The sequence below is a fragment of the Blautia sp. LMAG:36 genome (genome assembly GCF_008680535.1).
GTDB classification, from domain to species: domain Bacteria; phylum Bacillota; class Clostridia; order Lachnospirales; family Lachnospiraceae; genus Blautia_A; species Blautia_A fusiformis.
In genome coordinates this window covers 842,691-865,930 of sequence record NZ_NALB01000003.1, presented here as the reverse complement: position 1 = coordinate 865,930, position 23,240 = coordinate 842,691, and the positions used below count along the sequence as shown (strand labels likewise).

Below are 23,240 nucleotides of genomic sequence, written 5' to 3'. Positions count from 1 at the left end.
TGCCTGCATTTCATTTCATGCTTTAATTTTGTTTTTCCGGATCTGTTTATTCAACATATTTTCGCGTTAATTCTTCTTGACTTTTAAGCGTTAAAGTGTTATATTAACACAATCAGAGTTGCATTTTTAAATAATCCAAAAAGCAGCAACACATCGGAGGAGGAAAACAATATGAAAAAGCGTATTTTAACAGCTGTACTCGCAGCAGCTCTTGTAACAGGAACCTGTGCTGCACAGTAAGCGCCAAGAAGAAAAGACTTACACAATAGGTATCTGCCAGCTGGTCCAGCATGAGCACTGGATGCCGCAACCAAGGGTTTTGAGGATCATCACTGAGAAATGGGGATTCCGTAAAATTACGAGCAAATGCACAGGGTGATTCTAATACCTGTTCTACCATTATCAACGCTTTGTTTCAGAGGGGCAGACCTGATCCTTGCAAACGCAACCGCATCTCTTCAGGCTGCAGCTTGCCGGAACTTCCGATATCCCAATCCTTGGAACAGCCGTTACCGAATATGGTGTCGCTCTTGGAATCGATGACTTTGACGGAACAGTAGGCGGGAACATTTCCGGTACTTCTGATCTTGCTCCTCTGATGAGCAGGCCGATATGCTCCATGAGCTTTTCCCGGATGCAAAAAATGTCGGACTTCTCTACTGCTCAGCAGAGCCGAATCCCAATATCAGGTAGATACTGTAAAAGATGCTCTTGAGAAGCTTGGTTATACCTGTGAATATTATGCATTCTCTGATTCCAACGATTTTTCATCCGTTGTTACAGCTGCCAATGACAGCGATGTGATCTATGCACCTACAGATAATACTGTAGCATCCAATACTGAGATCATCAACAAATCTGTCTCCCGGCAAAGGTTCCGGTAATCGCTGGTGAAGAAGGTATCTGCAAGGCATGCGGTGTTGCAACACTTTCCATCAGCTACTATGATCTTGGATACAAAACCGGGAAATGGCAGTCAGCATCCTTCAGGATGGTAAAGATATCTCCAAAATGCCGATTGAATATGCACCAAAATTCACAAAAGAATACAACAAAGACATCTGTGACGAGCTTGGTATTAAAATTCCGGATGGATATGAAGCAATCGAAACAGAAGAAACAGCTGAATAATCGGTAAAAACCTATTATCACTGATACAGCGGAAGGGAGTTACCCTTCTCGCTGTTCGTGCATAAAAAAGAGGAGGATAATTTAACATGCAGATTATGAGTTTAATGACCGCACTTCCGGAGTGCCGCACAGGGGCTTATCTGGGGAATCATGGCGATCGGTGTGTACATTACATTCCGCATTCTTGACATTGCGGATCTTACCGTTGACGGAACTTTATGTACAGGCGGCGCTGTTTGTATCATGATGATGCTCAGCGGACACAATGTATGGGTGTCCATGCTGGCTGCAACAGGAGCAGGACTTCTGGCAGGTCTTGCCACCGGTATTTTTCATACCTTTATGGGCATTCCGGCTATCCTTGCCGGAATCCTGACACAGCTTTCCCTTTACTCTGTTAACCTGAAAATCATGGGAAAAGCAAACCAGGCGATCAATGTTGATAAATTTAATCTTTTGGTATCCCTTGACGTGTCAAGGTGTTTGTTCTGACACAGAATACGCTTTTTTCGTAGCAATTATGATCGTTATTCTGATTGCAGTCCTTTACTGGTTCTTCGGAACTGAACTCGGATGTTCCCTGCGTGCGACCGGATGTAATCCAAGTATGTCGCGTGCACAGGTATCAACACAGATCGTAATAAGGTTCTGGGACTGATGCTTTCCAACGGACTTGTTGCTCTTTCCGGTGCTCTTCTCACACAGTATCAGGGATTTGCAGATATCAACATGGGACGTGGTTCCATCGTTATAGGTCTTGCTGCGTAATTATCGGTGAAGCGATCTTCAGCCGTATTTTCCGCAACTTGCACTGAAGCTGTTAAGCGTTGTATTTGGTTCTATTCTTTATTATCTGGTACTTCAGATTGTTATCTGGATGGGAATTGATACAGACCTTCTTTAAAATGCTTTCCGCACTCGTCGTTGCATTGTTCCTTGCTTTCCCATACTGGAAGGGCAAATACTTTACAAAAGCCAAACAGGGAGGTAAATGATCATGCTGAAACTGATCGATATACATAAAACATTTAATCCGGGCACCATCAATGAAAAGGTTGCTTTAAACGGCGTGGATCTTCATCTGAACGAAGGATTTTGTTACAGTCATCGGAGGAAAGGTGCCGGAAAATCCACTATGCTGAATGCAGTTGCCGGTGCCTGCCTGTAGACTCCGGAAAGATCATTATCGGTGGAACCGATGTCACAAAACTTTCAGATATAAAAGAGCGCGTATTTGGCCGTGTATTCCAGATCCTATGACCGGAACTGCTGCAACTATGGGAATTGAAGAAAATCTCGCTCTTGCCAAACGCCGCGGAAATCTCGCCTTCTCCGTCCGGGCATTACCCGTCAGGAACGAGAAGAATATCACGAACTCCTGAAGATTCTCGGTCTTGGTCTTGAGGACCGCCTCACTTCCAAAGTCGGACTCCTCTCCGGTGGCCAGCGTCAGGCATTGACACTTCTGATGGCAACCTTAAAGAAACCTCAGCTTCTTCTTCTGGATGAGCACACTGCTGCTCTTGATCCGAAGACTGCAGCCAAGTTCTCGGTCACAGACATGATCGTAACCCGCGATCATCTGACAACCATGATGATCACCATAACATGCGTGATGCAATCACTCCCGGCAATCGTCTGATCATGATGTGGGAGGGAAAGATCATTCTGGATATCCAGGGCGAAGAAAAGAAAAAGCTTACAGTCAAAGATTCCTGGAACAAATTCGAAGAAGCCAGCGGTGAAGAATTTTCCAACGATTTCCGCACTTCTCAGCTAAACCACAAAAAAGAACTCTTATAATAATTAGACAAAACAGCATAACACATGGGAAAGAACCTGGCCGGATTTCATTCTTTATGATGGATTCCGGCCTTAATTTCTGTTCTAATACCCAAATAACGATAAACTCAAAGCACTTCCATATGTCACCTCTCTTTAGCTCATTTCAATTCCACAGAGAATTCACCACTCCTTCTGCTGTATCGATAAATGGAAGATGTCAGATAATCCTCTTCCGGAGTTGCTTTCTCGAGCGTATCACTTAGAACTTCTTTCAAATCTTCCGGATAACCACATCCGCATTATGGACCATTACTTCATGAACACTGGTAAAAACCAGATACAGGTCTGAACCCAGAAGTTCAGAAAGACGTCTGGCTACCCCGGGCAAAAAGATTGCTGCCGCTCCATTAGTACGCTTTTCTGTACTCAGGCATTCCCGGCAATCCCTTTATTTGGATGGTATGTTCCAAGGATATCCATGAAATTATCTCTTCATATGTTTATCAAACAGCATTTTTTCCCAATGATAGATTCTTGGTGGACTGATAAAATATGTATTTATTAGAGCAGCTTCGAAAACAGTATCCGCATCTTTTCCCCATTTCTCCACAAAGCTTTTCTTGATCTTTGCACTCAGAACATATCCCTCTTTTTCTCCTGCAAGATAATAAACCACTAAAGCAATATCTCCGATTTTGTGATGAACCAACTCCTTCAGTATAGTCCTGTTTTTATCTGCATTCAGAAGTCGAATAAAAAGTCTGCTTTTTACCTTCTCATAATCTTTCAGATCATCCAAATCACATAGCACACAATTTTCACTGACTTTCTTTATCTCCCCAACACAATCATGAACGATATTTTCAAAAGAATGTTCCTGACAGTACCTTTTATAAAGTTCTTCTGTATGCAACCCGCAAACTGTTTTTGCCTTTTCCATATGACCACTCTCTACAAATAGCCTATCTCCCAAACAGCCATATTTTTCTCCATCGTTTGAAAAATAAATTTCTTCTTCCTTCAGATCCATAGCCGCAAGAAGGAGCTTTCTCAGGTCCGTGACAAAAGTTTTATAACTTTTTTCCATATTTAATTTCCTTTCTGTGAAACAAAGCGGACGAATGTCCTGACAAAATCCTGTGCGCTCTCACAACGACACACAAAATGATTCTGATCTGATAACATGATTAGATATTTCTGTGGAAAGAACTTCCACTGTAGAATTGCAGAGAGCAGATTTCTCTGCTGAATTTGAGTTGCTTGCTGTATGGACAAGTATAATAGAAGCTTTCAGATTTGTAAAGAAGTTTTCATCGACAGAAAAAGCAACTTCCGCTGCCTTTTGCTGTCATACCTTTTGTATTGTTTCAGATTTGTGTCTCATTCCGAAATATCACTAATGGATTTCTCCATGTTTCTCCAGATAATCCAGAAATCCCTCACAACCTTCCTGTATATCTTCATAAGTTTCGTCAAAATTTCCTGTATACCAAGGATCCGCAATATCCCGTCCTGATCCGGCAAAAGTCAGAAACTTATAAAGCTTCTCTTCCGGGTCATTCTTCAGCATCCTGTTAAGATTACGCATATTAGCAGAATCCATACCAATAATATAATCGGATTTTTCATAATCCGCCCACGTAATCTGCTTCGCTCTGTGCGGAACCAGTGGTATTCCCACTTCTCTCAGCTTGTTCACTGTTCCTCTGTGAGGTGGATTCCCAATCTCCTCTGTACTTGTTGCAAAACTGTCGATCAAAAACTGATCTGAAAGACCGAGCGTTTTTACCTTGTGCGTAAAAACACTTTCGGCCATGGTTGATCTGCAGATATTGCCGTGGCAGACAAATAACACTCTAATCATCTATTTTTAACTCCTTTTTTATCTCAGATTATCTCGGTTTTTCCTTATTTTTCAAGCATTTGCGCACTTTTTCAGTCTATCAAGATTTTTCCCATTTCTCGGCTTATTTTGGCTTATCTCGGTATGTTTCTTCCTTCAAATGGTCTAAAATATGGTCTAAAATGGCCTCGGATTTCAAATTTAGACCAGCCGACATTTGCCGTTCTCCTATGTCTGAAATCTTTGATTTTCCAAAAAAATTTGGTCTAAAAATTTTACCCTTTTTCAATCTGTTTTAGACCACGACCATCTTCAAAGCCTTGAATTTACTGACTTTCTAGCCATTTTACGAAATGGTCTAAATTAGACCATTTACCCCATCTTCTTGAATTTGACCTTGTCCTCCTTCATACCTAACTGCCGAAACTCATTTTCAGCTTCTGCCTGCTTCCTGGCAAGCTTCTCCACTTCTTCTCTCGCGTCATCCAGCTTAAGATGTGTATAGGTATTGAGAGTGACACTGATATCCGAATGACCCATCAGATACTGAAGTACCTTTGGATTCATTCCGGACTTCGCCATATTAGAGCAGTATGTGTGTCTGCATACATGAGGTGTAATTTTAGGAAGCTGTACACGATAAATGCTGTTGTATTTGTCAACCGCATGCTGGAAGTATTTCTCCCAATGCATTGCCACCATAGGTTTACCGTCCTTATCAAAGCATAGGAAACCAGAATAACCATCAATCATAGGTTCTACCTTCGGTGGTCTGCGATTTTTCAATATACGCTGAAAACATTCGTATACATCATCCTGCATCGGAATCACTCTTGTACCGGCATAGGTCTTTGTTGTATCAATATAGACCAATGTTCCGGTCTTCTGCAGCTGGTGATCAATATTGATGGTTCTGCTCTCCATATCCAAATCCTTAACCGTCAGCCCTGTAAATTCCGAAATACGCATCCCTGTCTTAAACAGAATGTACATACCGTCATAATACTTGCTATAGTGCGTATCATTTTTGATGAAATCAAGGAAAGTTCTTTCCTGTTTTCTTGTAATGGCCTCACGAGTGACCGCATCATTTACCACCACAGTTGCCAGTTGAAATTCAAATGGGTTCTTTCTTAATATATCATCATCCACTGCCATCTGAAATGCCGGTCTAACCACCCCTCTGATGGAGTGAATCGCTGAATAGCTTTTCTTATCCACCTGCTGCAATCTAATCAACCACTCCTTTGCATCCGACAATCTAATTTTATCAATTCGTCTTGCGCCAAAGGGATCCTTATCCAGCAAATTGATTACAGTACCATAACCAGCTCTGGTTGTATGCTTAACGCCTGTCTTGGTTGCAATGTATTTCTTCACCAAGTCAAGAACTGTCAAGCCTGCGCCATCAGGAGTAATCATATCATTCAAGTCTCTGTTGATTGCTTTCTCCTGTTCTCGTAAAGGTGCATTATCTCTTTTTCCGGCTGGGATACTATCCGTAGCTACCAATCTCCAGCTGTAAACCGTCTTACGCTTTCCATTGCCATCTATATATCGGAACTTGTATCGTCCATCCGCTTCCTGGCTCTCTCCTGTGCGAAGAATGCGATTTTTACTATCGCGTCGTTTTTCGCTCATTGAACATCGTCTCCTTTCAAAATCGGGAGAGCCTTGCTGCTTAATTCATATAGCGCATAGTATGTATCCGACTATGTATTGATAGTGTACCACAGACAAAGCTCTTTTTCCACAAGAAATTTAAAAACTTTTTTGAACTAAATCACATTCATCTGACTGTCCATATACTTCTCAAACTGCTCACGCTTAATCAGCGCTCTGTTGCCATTCCAGAGAACAAAGTCAGCATCTGAATGTTCCTGAACAAAGAGTTTCAATTTCTTGTATCCGATACCGAAGTACTCCGATGCTTCATTCAGTGTTAATGTGTATTTCTGCCACCAAGGCAGTTCTCTCTTCTCGGTCATATCGACACCTCCATAAGATAGTAAGGTTCTTCCCTTCTATCTTCCTAAGCGCCTTTTGCCGAGATAATTCCGGTGAATGACGAAAAAAGACAAAAAAATAAGACCTGCAGGTATCTCTACCCACAGGTCATGCATCACTTATTTTTCTCTTAGAAATATTAGTTCTAACAATTCCAGAATCATTCTCATAGCACTACCTCCTTCCTGGGTAGAACCCTAAGATAATATGTGGTGTACTATGTTGCCCTCCTTCCACTTTAGTGGAATATTACAAAATACCAAATTACTTTCAGTCTGTCAGTCATTTTCTCAAAATAATTATAGAATTATTTTCGGTCCAATTCAATATAAAAAGCCTGCTAGCATCAGAATCTCTCCCAACACCCACAGACTCACCACCATAACCCTATTCACTTACACTCTCTGGCAATAGTCCAAACTAATCCATCCCGCTCCGCTTTTCAATCTTCCCCATCCTTTATCAGAGCCTTTTCCTTCTCTGACTTCCATGATGGTAAATACACCCTTCCCGGTATACTTTCCAGTCTTCGCAGTATTCGTTCCAGCACTCTTCCTGATATTCAGATCATCAATGTCAACCTTTACCATGAATGGGCAATCCACATTAGAAAACTCTATATCAGAATCACTTTCAACATCAACCCCATACACTGCCTTGCCATTCCAGTCATACACAGTATATCCTTCATGTTTATCAGCCATTGCCTTAGCATTATCAAGTACAGTATAAGCACCAAGCTGAGAGCCAGCATCCTTCCAAGACTTCCTTACCCTATAATACTTCACCATAACGTCCGAAGCACCAGAATTCTTCACATCCCACTTAGTCAGATTCCATCTTTCGATGATACTGCAGAGCTTTTCCACATAAGTAAGACTGGTAGCATAACCACCGTCCTTAATGATCTGCACTGCTTTCTTATAATCTGAGCATCCTTTCAGCCCGTCATATCGGAGCTTCTCTCCATTCTTAGCGCCGAGCAGATAAGCACTGTGATCCGCAATGGAATCCTCTACATTCGCATATTTTCTGAATTCCGCTGTAACTGTCACATAGCTTCCATCTGCCTTCTGCTCCTGTGTCTTCTTTTTATAAATGCTCACACCATCCCAGACCGAACCACTCCAGGTATTACCGGAAAGTGACTTCTTCATTCCAAAACAGTTATTGGCTCCCAACGCAAGCTCACTCTTTCCATAACCGCTCTCCAGAATAAACTGAGCCATAGACACCGAAGCAAGAATCCCTGATTTTTTCTGATCTGCGGTAAACAGGGGGCCAACCTTTGCAAGCACCTGTTCTTCTGTCAGCCCCTGAAATTCCCCGGCCTGCATCCCTGATGAAATCACTTCCACATTTCCGCTGCCAAGTCTTGAAGTAACCTTCGCAGCCAGATCTCCCAGTCTCGCATAAAGCCAGTCTCCAGGACAGCTCTTATTCGCAAACCACCGGTGCACGGTAATGAGCATTTCATCCGCCTTCGGCTGATAATTCAGAGACTTATTTTTATCACCAAACCAAAGCAGTTTTTTCTTTCCATTTCTTCTGCAGATATCCTCACACAGATCAACCAGACGGTCATAAACCACCTGATGCATAGCATACGGTTCCTCCTTGTCAGAAGCACATTCAATCGTCACTGCCCTCTGATCATTCGCATTACTGGACGTACACCAGGAGCGATTCTTCTCTTCCACATACAATCCGATCCGGCCATTCTTATCAATTCCATAATTCGAAGAAGCCTTGGTAGAAGATTTATGAAACCAGTCCCCCAGACCTTCTGCTGTACACTGACCTACTACACAGTGCGGCGATATTCTGTCAATCTGCTCCGTTCTCAGTCCGGAATGGTTCGGACTGAGCAACGTATACGCCACCAAAGAACTATTACTGTATCCCATAATCATTCACCTTCTTCCTCATCCTCTGATGCATCATCGGAGACTCCCTCACTTTTGTCATGCAGCTGTTCCAGCACATCCTTCATCTTCTGCGGGATCGGCAGCCCCAGATGCCCTGCATTCTCCAAAAGGCTCACACCCTCATTGGAAATATAGAAAAAGATCACCGCTGTCCTCAGCACAGATCCGTTCCCGATCACAGCCACATCCAGAATATTCGCCATTCCCACCAGCAGAAAAATCAGCACCTTCCTGCAGATCCCCCGGAATCCCACCTCACTGGAAAGCGTATGGTCTGCAAAAGCACACATCACCCCGGTCAGATAATCGATCACCACAAAAGCGATCAATGCATACAGAAGCCCGTCACAGCCTCCCATAAACCAGCCCAGCCATCCTCCTACAGCCATAAAAACCATCTGAATAAAGTTCCAAAATTCCTTCATGCCAGAATCCTCCTCCCATGAAAAAAGCAGTCCTCATTTCTGAGAACTGCCGTAAATAAGTTTTCTATCTTCATGCCCTGCGGCAGAAAGACCTACATTGTTTCCTCCGTCAGCGTATAGGTGATCTTCATGGTCTTGTCCGTATTCTTCACCACCGCTGATGAAAGATTATTAATACTTGCCAGATAAGGCGTCAGAAGGTACGCACACCTGTGCTCCTTTCCGTAACTGCCGCCCCACATAAACACAAAATTCTTATACTGGAACAAAGGCGTTGCCATAGCTTCAAACCTTGCGCTCCCCTGTGTCCTGATCACCCTGTCATCTGCCGTGATCTGGAAATCTCCTGCCACGATCATGTCCCCGAGAAGCGTCATGTACACCTCACAAGAACCAGCCTCGCCTAAAGATTTCAGCTTGGAAGTAAAGCCCAGCGGGATCAGCGTCACATCCGCTGAATTTGCAGTATTGATCTTATAGACCCCCTTTTTATCATAGGAAGGCACATACAGATACCCCTTCCTCACACAGCATTTTACATTCCGCTCCGGATAGGAACCGTCCTTTGCCCTTGTACCCACTTCCGAAAGCTTCGCCTTGGACAGTGTCCAGCTTCCTTCCGTAAAGGAATAATCCTTTTTGGAGATCCGGATCCACACCATCTTCGCATCCCCGGAAGCATTCGGCTCATTGGAAAATCCATACCAGTATCCGTCATGTCCGTCCATAAATTCCCCGTACTTCGTATAATCCCCCAGGAACGTAAAACTTTCCGTTGTCAATGTCTGTTCCTCCAGTACGGTATACGTGGTATCATCCAGCTTCTCATTCAGCCCGATGTTAAACACCGGGATCCGGATCTTCGTAATGGTCACACTGGAACTCCCAAAGGTGATGGAATACAGCAGGTTCTTTTCAAAATCCAGCTCCACTGCCTCAAACAGTGTCATCTGCCTCGCCTTCGGGACATCCCCGATATCCACCTTTTTCAGAAGCAGGAACGTGCTGGCATCCCCTGCCGCACTGCCAAAAGCATTCTGCCCGCCCAGGGCACTGGTCAGTGCCACCGCTGCAATATTTCCATTCCCCTGGCTGGGAGTAAATTCCCACACAAACTTATATCCATTGTCCAGCTTCTTGCTCTCCGTCTGGTTCAGGCTTCCTCTCGCTACATCAGAACCGGAATTTACATTATTGGAAGCATAAGCCACCGGCAGGTTCTTCCCCTGCTCGTAAATATGATCCGCCTTTTCTTCCAGCACTGCCGGAAACAGCAGGATCCCTCCGATCATGTTCGGGCAGATGGGAAGCAGCGTCCCGTTCCACAGAACAGAATTGTCATACTCGCCGCTGGCTTTCAGATAAATCCCCATGGGATTCAGCCCCAGAATATTATTCACTGCCTCCGTGATCATGTTCGTCTCCTGCACGGTTTCCACCGCACCCGTATTCGTATCGGTCAGTTCAATGACCATTTCACCTTTTAACTTCATCACACACCCTCCATTTCTACAGGCCTGCAGAAACCGCTGATTCCCGCTCTCTCAGCAAAATACACCTCAAAGCCTCTGTTCACCGTCTCCTTCATCTGCATGGACAGCGAATCCCGGAAGCCATTCACATTCAGGCCTCCGCCAATGGCAAATCTCGTGGTATAATCTTCCACCTCAAGCTTTCCGTCCCAGGCTTCCCCTGCAGCCATAGCCTGTCCGCTGACAGAAGCAATGCAGTCTCCCACATCAACCGTCCCGCTGCCATTCTCCATCCAGAGATACACATTGAACGTATTCGTATAATTGGCTACGATCTTCTCAATGGGATAATACAGTGACAAAATATGTTTCCCGGAATGCCAGGTCTCCACCGGACAATGCTCCACAATCTCCTCATTATTAAATTCAAAGACCACATGACAGAACGCCTGTCCGTCTTCCTGCCACTTCACCGGCAGGCTCACATCCACAGAAACCTCCGAACCACCCCCTGATCCGGATCCGGAATCTGATCCACCAGAGACATCATCCGTACTCCCTGTATTCTCATTCCCGGAAGTATTTCCAGCTTCATTCCCTGCCACATCATTTTCAGAATTTCCTGCATCCGATGTCTCCCCGGTTCCATCAGAACCACCCGTACCACTTCCAGTTCCGCCGCTTCCGCCCGGAAACGGAATCACCACAGTCCCGGCAGCCTCCGCAGATCTCTCCGCCGGATCCGCAGCCACATCCACAACAACCTGTGCAAAAAACTGCATATGGTTTTCCTCAGAAGAAGCAAACTGAATACTGATCAGCTTTACCTTAGTCTGCCCTATCTCATGCGCGGAAGCATTGGTAAACGTGTGGATCCCGATCTTCCCCGTCTTCGCATTGTCTTCAATCTGGTTCAGCAGCCCCGAAATATTCTTGTCATTCCTTGACTTCGCCTGAGCCAGCCTTGGGTTCTTCCCCACACATTTCAGGCTCTGCTTTCCCCCGATCTTCTGCCGGATGGAAGTGATACAGGTGATCTGTCCCTCATCCGCCTGTCCTCCCGCAAACGTCAGTACATCCCCCGGATCCAGTGCAGGGTTCCCGATGGTATCCGAATCAAACGGCACATACCGGATCACAGACAGATCTGCCAGGATATTCCTGCACAGCATCTCCCTGGTCTCCTTTAACCCAAACTGCAGAAGCGGATTCACTCCCAGATTCATTGTCAGCCCGTTATCCGGATCCAGAGCATAATACTCTGCAATCTGCGTCTGCTTATTGGTAGAACTCACTGCCGTGTACCTAGTGATAAAATCCGAAAAACTGGAAGAAAACCGGTGTCTCTGCTCCACCTTCATCACAGGATCCTTCCCGTACTTTCTCAGTTCCAGTTTTCCCTCCCTGTTGATAATAAAGAAACCTCCCAGAACCTGTGCCACATAAAACAGCACGTCCCGGCAGGTCTCAATATCATTTTCAGTATAAACAGAAAGCGTCACCCCGCCATTCGGCATGGCATCAATCTCCGCCCTCTTATTCGCAAACTCCACTTTGCATCTCTTACAGCACAGGGCAATAAAATCATAAGCAGTCCCCACAGTCTCAAACCCGTTGAAACTCTTATCAAACCGCAGCATAAAATCATAGGCTTTCAGTTCCAGGCACTTCGCCAGACGGTTCGCCTCACTGACCTCAAAAACTCCCATCGGCACATCTTCCACAGAACCATCCGCCAGCACCAGATGAAACACCAATGTCACCTGGGCATCCTCCAGCGTATACCTGTCAATGTCACTCAGAAGCGTGATCCCCATCTCCGCAGCATACACCGTTCCCAGCTCAATCTCCGTACTTCCGCAGCACTGCCTGGAAATATACCCGGAACCCTTCACAATCTCCTTCGCCCCGAACTCATACGTCATTCCGCCCCTGGTAACGATCGTACCCGTCCAGAAATATTTCCTTGTATTACTCCTGACTGCCCTCAGAAAAGCATCCGACACAGGATACATCCCGCCACCTCCATTTCCCACGAAAAAAGCACCAGCCAACCAGGTGACCGATGCCTTCGTAAATATAATCATCCTATCTGTTATAAGTCCAGTGTTTCAAATACCACTCATGCAGTTCTTCTGTTGTCTTACAGCAGTCTGCGATTTCTTCCCCATGTGATATCCACTGGCAGGTTTCCCGCCGGAATGTATCAATATCCAATGCATAAAACTTATATGTTCCGCCCCGCATATGCATCACTTCATCATCACACTGGAACTCAAAATAATCATCCCCGTCCAGAACAGCCTTTCCCGTCAGGTTCCACACCCCTGACCACGGAGGACCATCATCCCCCGGAACACAGAAGGACAGCCTTCCGTCTTCCAGAATAACAGGAGCCACTGCAATATTTTTCATCCGCGGCATATATGGCTGTTCAAACCAGTAAGCTTTCTTCTCATCCATTCTTCTTCATCTCCATGATAGCCACCTGCCCTGCAAACTTGAAGTTGTCTATATGCTCCAAGTCATATAGAACTCTTTTTCGTCTGTATTATCATCAATGTTCTCTGATTGAATTTGGAATTGTTCCCTCTGATAAAAATGCACTGCCCTTATATTCTCTTGATAAACACTCAAACAAAGTGTAGATTTTATCCTTTTCACATAGTCCAATAATTGCTTTCCAATTCCTTTTGACTGGGCAATGTCTTTTACGAAAAGTCCTTCAATATAACTATCTGTTAATCCAATAAACCCGTCAATTAGTTTTGTATCATCATCTTCATACACATATAACTCTGCATTAGGCAAAACTTTTTTTACCATCTCATAATTACTTATCCAATATTCTTTAGAAATAAAACTATGTGCTTTGATATTTGTGCCAAGCCATATTTCCATAACAACAGGCAAGTCACTTTCTCTATATGTTCTAATCATCGAATTTCCTCTATGAAACTGGGATTTGACTTGCCTATTTTCTTAAAATCTCATGTGGAGCTTCTATTTCATTTGCCAAGGTATGCTCTGTTAATTCTGACATCAATTTCAATTTTTCATTAATCAATGGTCGCATACAATTAGGAACATGTTCCTGATGCGCTCTGTGGATTGCTACACATTCCTTACAGTTTCCGTGATAACGACAGGCTTTCAGGCAAGGACAGTGATCTTTGTCTTTATACTCCTTACGAAATTCCGCTGCAAATTCTTCTTGCAGTCTCAGCCCCTCGACACGGTTTCCCTTATGAAATTCTACCATTGCATCCAGTTCTTTCTGGTTCCCTTCAATCTTCATGTTATTATAGCGCCTCCATTTCAACTATTCCTCATTTTCTGACAAATACCGATTTGATTCTCCCATTATACCATCTCGCTACATCTCCTTCAACGTAAAGCTCACCGTCCAAAGCCCCTTATAACTGGTATCCTTTTTCAGCTTCGCCTTATACCCAGTCACATACATCTCCGCCAGTTTCAGTTCCGCTGTCTCCACATCAAAATACTGCACACTGATCTTATCCTTCTTCGCATACCCTGCCAGCTTCTTAAGCCACTTCGCAGTCACAGAAAACGACACGGGGATCCGTGCAACCCCATGCCGCACCACATCCCTCTGTGTCGTTCCCGCCTCTGTCTCACCGCCGGAATCCGCTTCCACATCCTCCAGCTCCACCTCATAAGAATCCGGAAGCGGCAGGTTCTCCCCGTCAAACACAAGATACTGAAAAAAAGCCATCCTATCTACCTCCGCTCCTCAGACTCATTCTCTGCTGTGCCGTCACGATCACCTCATCCAGCAGCTGGTTTCCCAGATAAACAGGAATCACCAGATCCCCCTGCTGTCCCTTCTGATCTTCCAGCACATCCTTCAGCGCCGCCACAATACCAGCCGTCAGATCCGCACTGCCGGACGATCCCGTACCGGTCATCACACTGCTGTCTGCCACAGCCATCTGCGGCGAAACCACCATATCCGCAGCCACACTGTTCACAGCCGCCTTCACCATTCCCCTGCTCTTCTCAATGCCCTCAGCCAGACCACTCATAAAGTCAGGCATCCAGCTCTCAAAATCCGTCAGAGGACCTTCATCCGGCACAGAGAAATGCAGATGGGAACGAATAGTATTTGCCACATCCGTCACCGCATTGGCAACTGCACCAATACAGCTCCGGATACCATTTACAATGCCATTGATGATATCCGCACCCCACCGCCATCCGGCAGATGCAAGACCTGTAATATAATTCACCGCATTTCCCAGTCCATCCCGGATCGTATTATAAATACCGGAAATCGTACCCCGGATTCCGGACCACATGGCATTAAAAGCACTGGAAACCGTATTCTTAATCCCGTTCACCACAGAAGAAATGGTATTCCTGATTCCATTCCACACGGAATTGACAGTACCCCTGATTCCATTCAGCACGGTAGAAATAATTGTCCGGATCCCATTCCAGACCGTAGAGATCACCGTCCGAATTGCATTCATCACCGTAGTAATGACTGTCCGAATCCCGTTCCATGCACTCTGCAAAAATGTCCGGATCCCGTTCACCACATTCGTAATGACAGACCTGATCCCATTCCAGACAGAACCCAGAAATGCTGAAATCGCATTCCACACTGTCATAACCGTTGCACGGATTCCATTCCACGCTCCCACAAGGAAAGTAGAAATTGCAGTGACAACCGTAGTAAACAGTGTCTTAATCCCAGCCCACAGACCGGAAAAGAAATCCCTGATGCCATTCCATACAGCCACCGCCGTATTCCGGATCCCGTTCCATGCGGAAACCAGAAACTGGGAAACCGCCGTCCATACCTGGACAGCGACTTCCTTAATCTCATTCCACAGCCTGATCCAGAACTGCCGGAACTCTTCATTCGTATTCCAGAGATAAATAAAAGCCGCCACTAAGGCTGCAATGGCAGCGATCACAATGGCGATCGGATTTGCCATCATCGTGGCACTCAGCGCAGCAAAAGCACCCTTCACCGTACTGATCGCACCGGCAAGCTTCGGTGCCCATGTCATAATCGTTCCAATGGCCGAAAGGGTCTTGCCTATGATGATCAGCACAGGACCCAGAGCCGCAGCCAGAAGTGCAACGATCATGATCACACGTTTCACCCCGTCCGGCATGGCATTCAGCACGTCCACCATCCCCTGCAGACCGGAAACAATACTCCGCACCGCAGGCATCAGCAGATCCCCGAAAGAGATCGCCAGCTCCTGAAGCTGTGACTTCAGAATAGTCAGCTGTCCTTCCAGATTATCCTGCATGGTATCCGCCATGTTCTTTGCGGCATCCTTGCAGTTATTTACCGCCCCCGACACCTTTTCAATATCCTCCGGTGCCGCATTCATCAGTGCCAGGAAACCTGACATGGCATTCTTTCCGACCAGTGCCTCCGCATTGTTCGCCTTCTCTGCCTCAGTCATTCCGCCAAAAGCCACCCTGCAGTCAGCCAGGATCGCAGACAGGCTCCTCATGGATCCGTCTGCATTCGTGGTAGCAATGGTCACATCCCCGATCGCCGCACCCGACAGCTTCACATCCCCGGTCAGGTTGGTCATAATGGAACGCATGGAAGTACCAGCCTGGGAAGCCTTGATACCCGCATTCCCCATCAGCCCGATAGCTTCTGCCGTATCCTCAACCGAAAATCCCAAAGCCCCTGCAACCGGCGCACAGTACTTAAACGTCTCACCCATCATGGACACATTGGTATTGGCATTACTGGAAGCAGCCGCCAGCACATCTGCAAAATGTCCCGAATCCGCTGCAGTCAGCCCAAAAGCTGTCAGCGCATCCGTCACAATATCAGAAGTCGTTGCCAGGTCTTCCCCGGATGCCGCAGCCAGGTACATGACACCCTCAATACCGGGCAGCATATCCTCCGTCTTCCATCCGGCCATTGCCATATAATTCATGGCATCTGCCGCCTCAGTCGCAGAGAACTTTGTCTTGGCACCCATCTCCCTGGCCTTGTCCCGGAGGCTGTCAAAATCAGATCCCGTTGCCCCGGACACAGCCGCCACCTTACTCATTGCAGAGTCAAAATCAGCGGCAGTTTTCACCGCCGCCGTTCCAAGCCCTGTCACCACTCCCGTCACTGGAAGCAGCTTCTGCCCCACAGAAGAAATCTTGTTTCCAACTGTCTGCAGCTTCTCACCGGTCGCACCGATTTTCTGCAAAGCAGTCGCAGACTGGTTCGCCTGCTCTTCCAGGCTCCTCAGTCTCTGCTCCGTCTCAATGATCTCCCTCTGCAGTGCATCATACTGGTCCTGGGAAATCGTCCCGTTCCGCAGTGCCTCATCCGCCTGCTGCTGTGCAGTCTTCAAAGTTTCCAGCTTTTCCCTTGTCTCAGAAACCGCCTGTGCCAGCAGCCTGTGCTTCTGCGCGATCAGCTCCGTATTCCCCGGATCCAGCTTCAGAAGCTTCTCCACATCTTTCAGCTGGCTCTGCGTATTCCTGATCTCCGTATTAACCCCTTTCAGGGCAGTCTGCAATTTTGTGGTATCGCCGCCAATCTCAATTGTAATACCTTTAATCCGATTTATTATTACTTCACCTCCTTTTGACATTTTGGTAAACTAAAAAGCACCGATTAAAAATCGGTGCTAGTTTAATTATCTTGATCATCAAATGATGCAATTCTATTATCAATTTTTTCTCTTATAGTTTCTCCAACAGATTTTAAAAATTGTTTGTACACTTCCTCGTTCCAAACATCATTTCCAATATCAGTATAATATTCTTGAAACAGAATTGGCAAAATCTCTAAATAAATAAGAAGATATGCTTTTGCAATCTTTTCTTCTGGCGTATCATCTTCAAATATCCCTGAATATTCATTCATTAATACATTTACAGTTCCTTTTTGCAAAGCCAAACTCACATTTGAATGATCAGTGTAATTTAAATCAAGTTTAATTTGATTAAAATTTCGACTTTCAAGCAAGAATGCCAATGTACTAATAATATTCATTACTGCCTCACCAGATGCCGTAACCTGTGTCTGTAAATCCAAGGTATCTCCCTTTATTCCTTTTATTGTATCTACCGTAAGTTTTTTTTCTTTCTCAAGAAAAACTTCTATATTACAATTCTTATTATATACCCTATATATCAGCCAACTAAAGAAATCATTAGAAAAATCAAAATTACCTCTTTCCAGTTCATTGCGCCCATTATAAGATAATAACTTCCGCAAAAGTTTCATCGCATAAGAATTTTGGTCTATGATGTAATTCACATCATAACCAGTGGAATACACAATAATAAATCCGTCTTTTCTTGCAGTTTTATTCTCATTCGTTGTGTCTACTTGATCATATGCATATGTTATGTAATTAAATTTGATATCTTTTCCATTCAACTTAATTGTTTTATTATCAGTAAAACATTTCTGTATTGACCAGTTTTCCCATATAATGTTAGTTACCTTCTCTTCTTCAGTCACGTCATCTATTAATTTTTGTATAGCTTGATCAATATTTTCTACTACCGTATCCCGCCATCTTGTCGTTGATGCCATTATTCTCTCCCTGTTCTTAATTTTGCACTATTACGTTTAAAAATAATATTACATTTTTTTATGCTTAACTCTGGGTAAATTGTAGCTTCAGTATTTCCATCTACTGCATCTTGGATTAAAGCAATTCGAAATTCTTGTTTGCTTTCAATCCGATCACCATTTCCAAAAAGTGCTTCCAAATTAACATGGTAATCATCATCTACATAGACTTCTCTTCTACTTGATACTGCTTGCATTTCCGCAAATGCCGGCTTTTTTATAACTAATTCAACACCCTTAAAATGTTTTTTTCTTCCACGAATATTTACTTTTATAATGGCTTCCGCCAAGCTCTGAGAATTGAAAGTCATTATCGCATTAGATGTTAAATTCGTATTTGCACCTGGTACCCCCATAATAACCTCTAGTTCAGAAGTAAAAAAATTCTTAACTGATTTTGTTATCAATTCCGCTATTAGCTCAATGATTATATCAGCAATCGCAAAATAAACTGTAATGCATATATCAAACAAATGTTCATCAGGAACAAATGGTAATAGAGCAAATACATTGAATGTATTTGTTGCATAAATACCAATTATAGCACTTATTATAGGCGTAACCAGTTTCCATATTCCTTTTACCATCCTGCCAAACACCTCTCAACAACGGTGCTTATCTCTTGTGTCAATTCGTCAAATGATTCACTATTTACCCCCAAAATCCCATTTGCTTGAACATATAAATTAGGTGTAAAACCGTTCGAAAAATGTCCCTTCATATATACTCTTGCCAAATCTATTGAGGACTGTTCTGACAAAAATTGGATTTTTTCAATCAAGTCTCCAAAATAAGCCGCATTATTCTGCACCTGCGTGATTAGCTTATCTAATTCATATTCTATTTCTGAATCTTCCTCAGCTAATACTATTTTATAGATGTGAAACTTTCTTTCCAAACATACTTTTCGAATAATATTAATCATTATATCAGATGTAATGATTATTTGTTTGTTACCTACTTCTCTTTGTTGTTTGAGGAATGTATAGTATTCTATATTATCATTATAAGGAACTACACATACAGTTCCATGACTCGATTGATTGTTTTTAAACAATTTTGCCTTGCTAAATACCATTTAACCACCCCCTAGATTTATATAATTTATATATTATACCTCAACTCAAATCTTTAATCTACAATTTTCTTAACAAAATCTATAAAAATAATAATTTTCTTTTCTCAATAAAATCTTATATCAGAACCTGTCGAAATCCTCCTGTGTGGCAACCTGTCTCCATCCCTTATACTCATCGTTCCTGCTCTCCACAAACATATCATTCACCATCCCGATAGTCAGCAGATCCAGATCCCGGATGGAAATCCCCAGCTGCACACACCGGAGAAGAAACAGGGGAGTTGTCATTTCGCGGTCTGTTGCATGAAGTTTTTTTTAGCCTCCACATCCGTCCTAATGTTCATTCCCCACAGCTCGATCAGCTTTGGCAGAACCTGATAAATGCTGAACGTGTTAAACTCATCCAGCCATTCCTCCGGATTATCCGGGATAGACGGATCCGCATGTTTCGCCATCACATACGCAATGTTCTCAAACATCTCAAGGGAAAACAGATCCAGACTGCTCACATCCTCGCTGTTCCCGCTATCCTTCCCTATTGCCTTCTCCAAAGCAGACAGATCCTTATAAATATCCCTCTGGAACTTAATCCTGTAAATACGCGGAATAGCGGCAGAAGCCTTAAAAGCAACCGCCTTCCCGTCAATCTCAATCTTCTTCATCATACTCATATCTGAATCCCCCTCAGCTCAGTGCTTTTCCATTTCCAGTAGCACTCACAACAGATTTTCCACCATCAGCTTCCTGCAAGGAAGCCGGATCTGCAGCCGGCAGATACACCGACTTGTACCAGTCTGCATAAACAGTTGCATCCGTAGTATTCCCTGTCTTCGCCTTCACCTTTCCATCCGCCAATGGTGTAGCCTTGATAGTCAGTGTTTCTGTCTGCACTTCCTTTTTCTCCTCGTTGGTCTTGCCCTCGATCTTCGGACGGGAAGCTGAACAGTTATACATCACGTGGCGGATATGACGCACGTCCCCGTCGAACTCAAAAAGCAGGGCAAACAGTGCCAGTTCTGCATCCGAGTTTTCAATCAGAACGCCCTTGGCATCCAGCTTCTCTCTCAGTACATCTGTCCTGAAACTCTCCGGAATCAGTGCAAGCTCCAGATCCCCGTCATAGCCATATTGTTGTTGATTACATAATACGCAATGCCATCTGCATAAAAATTCTCCGGCTCCCCGTTGGCATCCAGGGACAGTGATACGGACCCCGGAAGCGGCACTGGTGCTGCATAGGACACCGTCCCCTCCTCCCCGATCGTCAGTAAAGCGTAATGCGCATTTTTCAGGTTATACTTTACCTTGTTATTCTTATCAGACATATTATCCCTCCATCATTAAACAAATCATTACAGTTCCATACTGTACAGCACCTCATACAGCTTTTCGCTCTGGATCCAGACCTCCGACTTATTATAAAAAATCCCGGCATCATCCAGAACTGTTTCCACCAGAGTTTCTGCCCCGGGATCCTTCCGGTCCGTGTATAGCTCTATCCTTACTTCACTGATCCGGAAGTATACCCGTCCGTCTGCCGCAAAATTATCACTGCCGGGAAGCAGATAGCAGATAAACGGCGGATCCGGGCTTTCCCCTTCCGCAAAATGGTCATAAGCAAAAGGAAAACCAGCCTTTTCCAGCATCCCTGCCAGTTCTTCCAGTGTCATATGCTTTCACCTCCCGCCATCACCTCAGTGCCTTCTCTACTTCCCGTTCCAGAGTCTGCGCAGCCCTTTCCTCAGCAGGCGCAATATGGGGAAATGCCCTTGTCCTGCCGCCTTTTCTCAGCGCATGGCCGAACTCCAGCAGATGGGCCAGCTGGTACCTGTTCCTGGAATACACCACGATTTCCATCGCATTGGCAGTTTCCTTCGTGGTCTTCGCCGCCCAGCTCTTTGCATAGGCACCGGTCTTCACAGGGGCATTTTCCTGGATGTCTTTTCTCGCCTGTGCGCCTGCCTTCTTTACTGCTTTTTTCATATCATCCGCCGCAAGCTGTGCGTACTCTTCCAGCCCTTCCATGATCACATCTGCCATCTGGCTGACTGTACATCTGTCTCCTGCCATGTCTCACCTCCGGACCTTCCTGCATGTGAATTTCAGACACTTCTTCTTATAATTCAGATGATCCACACTCACAATGTCATACACCTGATCCCGAAACAGGATCCTGTGGGTAACAGACCGGATGCCTGCAGTCTTTTTACAGTACCGCACCGTCACAGTCATTCCCACATCCTCCACCACAGTCCCTGCAGTTTCCGCTTCCCTGGAACTGGCAAGCCCCTCACCGCCTATCGTAGCAAAACAGCAGTAATCCTCTGTCCACTCATTCCTGTGATTTCCGATCCCGTCCTTTACAACAGAACATTTCTGAAAAACAACTTTCTCATTCATCAATCCAATATTCAAACCAACCACCTCAGAATCCCGGTTTCCGCACTCCAAACAGCATGCTCCGCAGATCCATCACCAGCTGATGGTGATCCGCTTCCTCCCTGTGTTCATACAGATAGGCAGCCGCATACTGCACGGCAATCTTCGTCCCCTGCAGGTCTTCAAACTCATCCTCATCCGTGATCCTTGCCACATCCATGCAGATCTGCTGCCCCTGCCTGATCAGATCCCCGATCAGCGCATCATCATCCTCAAAATCCACACGCAGGTAATTCTTCATCTCTTCCACTGTCACTGCCAACTGCATCACCTCAAAACAGAACCGGCAGACCTGTACTTCTCCTGCCGGTCCCTTTATTCATAAAATCAGTCTGCCTTCAGTTTCATAATCTGCACTGCTTCCGGAAGAACCAGTTTTCCGTCCACGCGTTCCTTTGCAACAAAGCCGATCATCCCGTTGCCTGCAAACAGTTCATTCAGCTGCTTAAAGGATCTGTTTCCTCGGTCACCAATGTTGTAATAGCTGTAATCCCCAAAAGCGATGCCGTCCTTCGGTGCATAGGCAGAAGTCTCCACCTTGTAACCCAGGATCCTGTCCGGTTCTCCTGCCTGATAAGCCGGCTGCCAGATATAAGCACCGTTATTGTCCTTCAGCTTTCTAAGAGAAGGCAGTGTTGCATCATTCATGATAAAGGATGCATTTTTACGGTACGGACGTTTCAGGCCATACACCAGATCCAGCATGTCATCTGATTTCAGTGCCGCAGCCAGTGTATTCAGCAGATGTCCGCCGCCTGTTCCGTCAAAAATACCGGTCGGCTTCCCTGTTCCGTTTCCGTTCAGGAAGGCATCCTCTTCCGCATTGGCAAGTGCCTTTCCAAACTGAACAAGGATGTAATTTTCCAGATTAAAGGCATTGTCATAAAGCAGTTCCTCAGTTACCTTGATCGCCACATGAAGCTTATGTGCATCCAGGATCTTCTGGTCAAAAGTCGCATCCCCGAAAGTCAGCGCCCCGCCTTCCTCAATCCAGCTTGCCGCCGGCTTGGTAGCCGCAATATTGATCTTATGCTCCCCGGAAGTCACGATTCTTGTGGCAAGACGGCGCATGATATTTTCTTCATTCAGAACATCAACCAGCCTTCTGTCATACTCTTCCGGAACCAGATAACCACCATCGGCATCCACGCCCTCCTGAAGGGTATTAGAAACCTGGCGGAAGTTGCTTCTCAGTGCATTCAGCATTGCCCTGCGGTATTCATCAGAAGCACGTCCTGTCTTTGACTCACCCTGGCCGCCTGCATAAGGCTTCCCGGTCAGCGGCTGGTTTACCGGCTGGTTCAGGTTCTTTTCCATTTCCTCAGCCTTGCGGTGGCGGTCAATCGCCTTTGTCAGATCCTCAATCTCCGCTTCCATTCTCTCATAGGTTGCACTGTCCTCCGCAGACAGCACCCCGTTTTCATTCTCATGGGTATCCACAAAATTCTTTGCAGCTTCCCAAACCTTAGCTCTCTTCTCCATTAATTCCTGAATCGTCATAATCCGTATCCTCCTCAGATATATTTTTTGATAAAATTTAAGCG

General features: G+C 45.1%; 22 protein-coding genes and 5 pseudogenes. 3 read left to right on the top strand and 24 right to left on the bottom strand.

The window, feature by feature from the left end; translation table 11 throughout:
* Positions 1 to 171 precede the first annotated feature (171 nt).
* The 3 pseudogenes from CCC17_RS14985 (at position 172) to CCC17_RS14975 (ending at position 2,911) form a co-directional block, all read left to right on the top strand.
* Positions 172 to 1,131, top strand: a pseudogene (locus tag CCC17_RS14985) (ABC transporter substrate-binding protein).
* An 86-nt stretch (positions 1,132 to 1,217) separates the two neighbouring features.
* Positions 1,218 to 2,126: pseudogene (locus CCC17_RS14980) on the top strand (ABC transporter permease).
* Between the two features lie 2 nt (positions 2,127 to 2,128).
* Positions 2,129 to 2,911, top strand: a pseudogene (locus CCC17_RS14975) (ABC transporter ATP-binding protein).
* A gap of 276 nt (positions 2,912 to 3,187) precedes the next feature.
* On the opposite strand, the pseudogene CCC17_RS04230 reads toward CCC17_RS14975, so the two are convergent.
* The 24 genes and pseudogenes from CCC17_RS04230 to CCC17_RS04115 all read right to left on the bottom strand — a co-directional run bounded on the left by CCC17_RS04230 (position 3,188) and on the right by CCC17_RS04115 (position 23,196).
* Positions 3,188 to 4,003, bottom strand: a pseudogene (locus CCC17_RS04230) (DUF5688 family protein).
* A 309-nt stretch (positions 4,004 to 4,312) separates the two neighbouring features.
* Positions 4,313 to 4,780 (bottom strand): low molecular weight protein-tyrosine-phosphatase, encoded by a 468-nt coding sequence (locus tag CCC17_RS04225; protein WP_118752939.1) that lies wholly within the window; start codon positions 4,778 to 4,780, stop codon positions 4,313 to 4,315.
* A gap of 351 nt (positions 4,781 to 5,131) precedes the next feature.
* Entirely contained in the window at positions 5,132 to 6,400 is a 1,269-nt protein-coding gene (locus tag CCC17_RS04220; protein WP_055054003.1) for a site-specific integrase, read from the bottom strand.
* A 137-nt stretch (positions 6,401 to 6,537) separates the two neighbouring features.
* On the bottom strand, positions 6,538 to 6,747 hold the full coding sequence (locus CCC17_RS04215) for an excisionase (RefSeq protein ID WP_009266091.1): 210 nt from the start codon (positions 6,745 to 6,747) through the stop codon (positions 6,538 to 6,540).
* 414 nt (positions 6,748 to 7,161) lie between these two features.
* Positions 7,162 to 8,679: a glucosaminidase domain-containing protein gene (locus CCC17_RS04210; protein ID WP_015524543.1), complete on the bottom strand. Its 1,518-nt coding sequence runs from the start codon at positions 8,677 to 8,679 to the stop codon at positions 7,162 to 7,164.
* Entirely contained in the window at positions 8,676 to 9,119 is a 444-nt protein-coding gene (locus CCC17_RS04205) for a phage holin family protein (protein ID WP_015524542.1), read from the bottom strand. Before CCC17_RS04205 ends, CCC17_RS04210 begins: the two co-directional genes overlap by 4 nt.
* A 92-nt stretch (positions 9,120 to 9,211) precedes the next feature.
* The gene (locus CCC17_RS04200) at positions 9,212 to 10,612 is read right to left on the bottom strand and encodes a hypothetical protein (protein ID WP_015524541.1); all 1,401 of its coding nucleotides are present in this window, start codon (positions 10,610 to 10,612) and stop codon (positions 9,212 to 9,214) included.
* A complete protein-coding gene (locus CCC17_RS04195) occupies positions 10,612 to 12,606 on the bottom strand; it encodes a hypothetical protein (protein ID WP_015524540.1) in 1,995 nt (664 codons plus the stop codon). The genes CCC17_RS04200 and CCC17_RS04195 overlap by 1 nt, the downstream gene beginning before the upstream one ends.
* Before the next feature lie 73 nt (positions 12,607 to 12,679).
* Positions 12,680 to 13,054 (bottom strand): hypothetical protein, encoded by a 375-nt coding sequence (locus tag CCC17_RS04190; protein ID WP_015524539.1) that lies wholly within the window; start codon positions 13,052 to 13,054, stop codon positions 12,680 to 12,682.
* Positions 13,055 to 13,102: 48 nt separating this feature from the next.
* Positions 13,103 to 13,531, bottom strand: coding sequence for a GNAT family N-acetyltransferase (locus tag CCC17_RS04185; RefSeq protein WP_015524533.1), 429 nt, complete (start codon positions 13,529 to 13,531; stop codon positions 13,103 to 13,105).
* Positions 13,532 to 13,565: 34 nt separating this feature from the next.
* Positions 13,566 to 13,889 carry a hypothetical protein gene (locus CCC17_RS04180; RefSeq protein ID WP_015524532.1) on the bottom strand — a complete coding sequence of 108 codons (324 nt, stop codon included), beginning with the start codon at positions 13,887 to 13,889 and terminating at the stop codon, positions 13,566 to 13,568.
* 78 nt (positions 13,890 to 13,967) lie between these two features.
* Complete coding sequence (locus CCC17_RS04175; protein WP_055052359.1) at positions 13,968 to 14,330, bottom strand: hypothetical protein; 363 nt, start codon at positions 14,328 to 14,330, stop codon at positions 13,968 to 13,970.
* A gap of 1 nt (position 14,331) precedes the next feature.
* The gene (locus tag CCC17_RS04170) at positions 14,332 to 17,187 is read right to left on the bottom strand and encodes a phage tail tape measure protein (RefSeq protein ID WP_015524531.1); all 2,856 of its coding nucleotides are present in this window, start codon (positions 17,185 to 17,187) and stop codon (positions 14,332 to 14,334) included.
* 41 nt (positions 17,188 to 17,228) lie between these two features.
* Positions 17,229 to 18,140, bottom strand: coding sequence for a hypothetical protein (locus CCC17_RS04165; protein WP_287082549.1), 912 nt, complete (start codon positions 18,138 to 18,140; stop codon positions 17,229 to 17,231).
* Positions 18,140 to 18,766 carry a hypothetical protein gene (locus tag CCC17_RS04160; RefSeq protein ID WP_055052362.1) on the bottom strand — a complete coding sequence of 209 codons (627 nt, stop codon included), beginning with the start codon at positions 18,764 to 18,766 and terminating at the stop codon, positions 18,140 to 18,142. The genes CCC17_RS04165 and CCC17_RS04160 overlap by 1 nt, the downstream gene beginning before the upstream one ends.
* Complete coding sequence (locus CCC17_RS04155; RefSeq protein WP_015524527.1) at positions 18,760 to 19,257, bottom strand: hypothetical protein; 498 nt, start codon at positions 19,255 to 19,257, stop codon at positions 18,760 to 18,762. The genes CCC17_RS04160 and CCC17_RS04155 overlap by 7 nt, the downstream gene beginning before the upstream one ends.
* Before the next feature lie 120 nt (positions 19,258 to 19,377).
* A complete protein-coding gene (locus CCC17_RS04150; protein WP_015524526.1) occupies positions 19,378 to 19,545 on the bottom strand; it encodes a hypothetical protein in 168 nt (55 codons plus the stop codon).
* Positions 19,542 to 19,928 carry a hypothetical protein gene (locus tag CCC17_RS04145; RefSeq protein ID WP_015524525.1) on the bottom strand — a complete coding sequence of 129 codons (387 nt, stop codon included), beginning with the start codon at positions 19,926 to 19,928 and terminating at the stop codon, positions 19,542 to 19,544. The genes CCC17_RS04150 and CCC17_RS04145 overlap by 4 nt, the downstream gene beginning before the upstream one ends.
* Before the next feature lie 13 nt (positions 19,929 to 19,941).
* A pseudogene (locus CCC17_RS04140) lies at positions 19,942 to 20,582 on the bottom strand (major tail protein).
* Between the two features lie 27 nt (positions 20,583 to 20,609).
* On the bottom strand, positions 20,610 to 20,927 hold the full coding sequence (locus CCC17_RS04135) for a hypothetical protein (protein WP_015524522.1): 318 nt from the start codon (positions 20,925 to 20,927) through the stop codon (positions 20,610 to 20,612).
* A gap of 19 nt (positions 20,928 to 20,946) precedes the next feature.
* On the bottom strand, positions 20,947 to 21,327 hold the full coding sequence (locus tag CCC17_RS04130; protein WP_005612501.1) for an HK97 gp10 family phage protein: 381 nt from the start codon (positions 21,325 to 21,327) through the stop codon (positions 20,947 to 20,949).
* A gap of 3 nt (positions 21,328 to 21,330) precedes the next feature.
* Positions 21,331 to 21,681, bottom strand: a complete 351-nt coding sequence (locus CCC17_RS04125; RefSeq protein ID WP_242857103.1) for a phage head closure protein — start codon at positions 21,679 to 21,681, stop codon at positions 21,331 to 21,333.
* Position 21,682: 1 nt separating this feature from the next.
* On the bottom strand, positions 21,683 to 21,958 hold the full coding sequence (locus CCC17_RS04120; protein ID WP_287082548.1) for a head-tail connector protein: 276 nt from the start codon (positions 21,956 to 21,958) through the stop codon (positions 21,683 to 21,685).
* Between the two features lie 65 nt (positions 21,959 to 22,023).
* Positions 22,024 to 23,196, bottom strand: a complete 1,173-nt coding sequence (locus CCC17_RS04115) for a phage major capsid protein (RefSeq protein ID WP_015524520.1) — start codon at positions 23,194 to 23,196, stop codon at positions 22,024 to 22,026.
* Positions 23,197 to 23,240 lie beyond the last annotated feature (44 nt).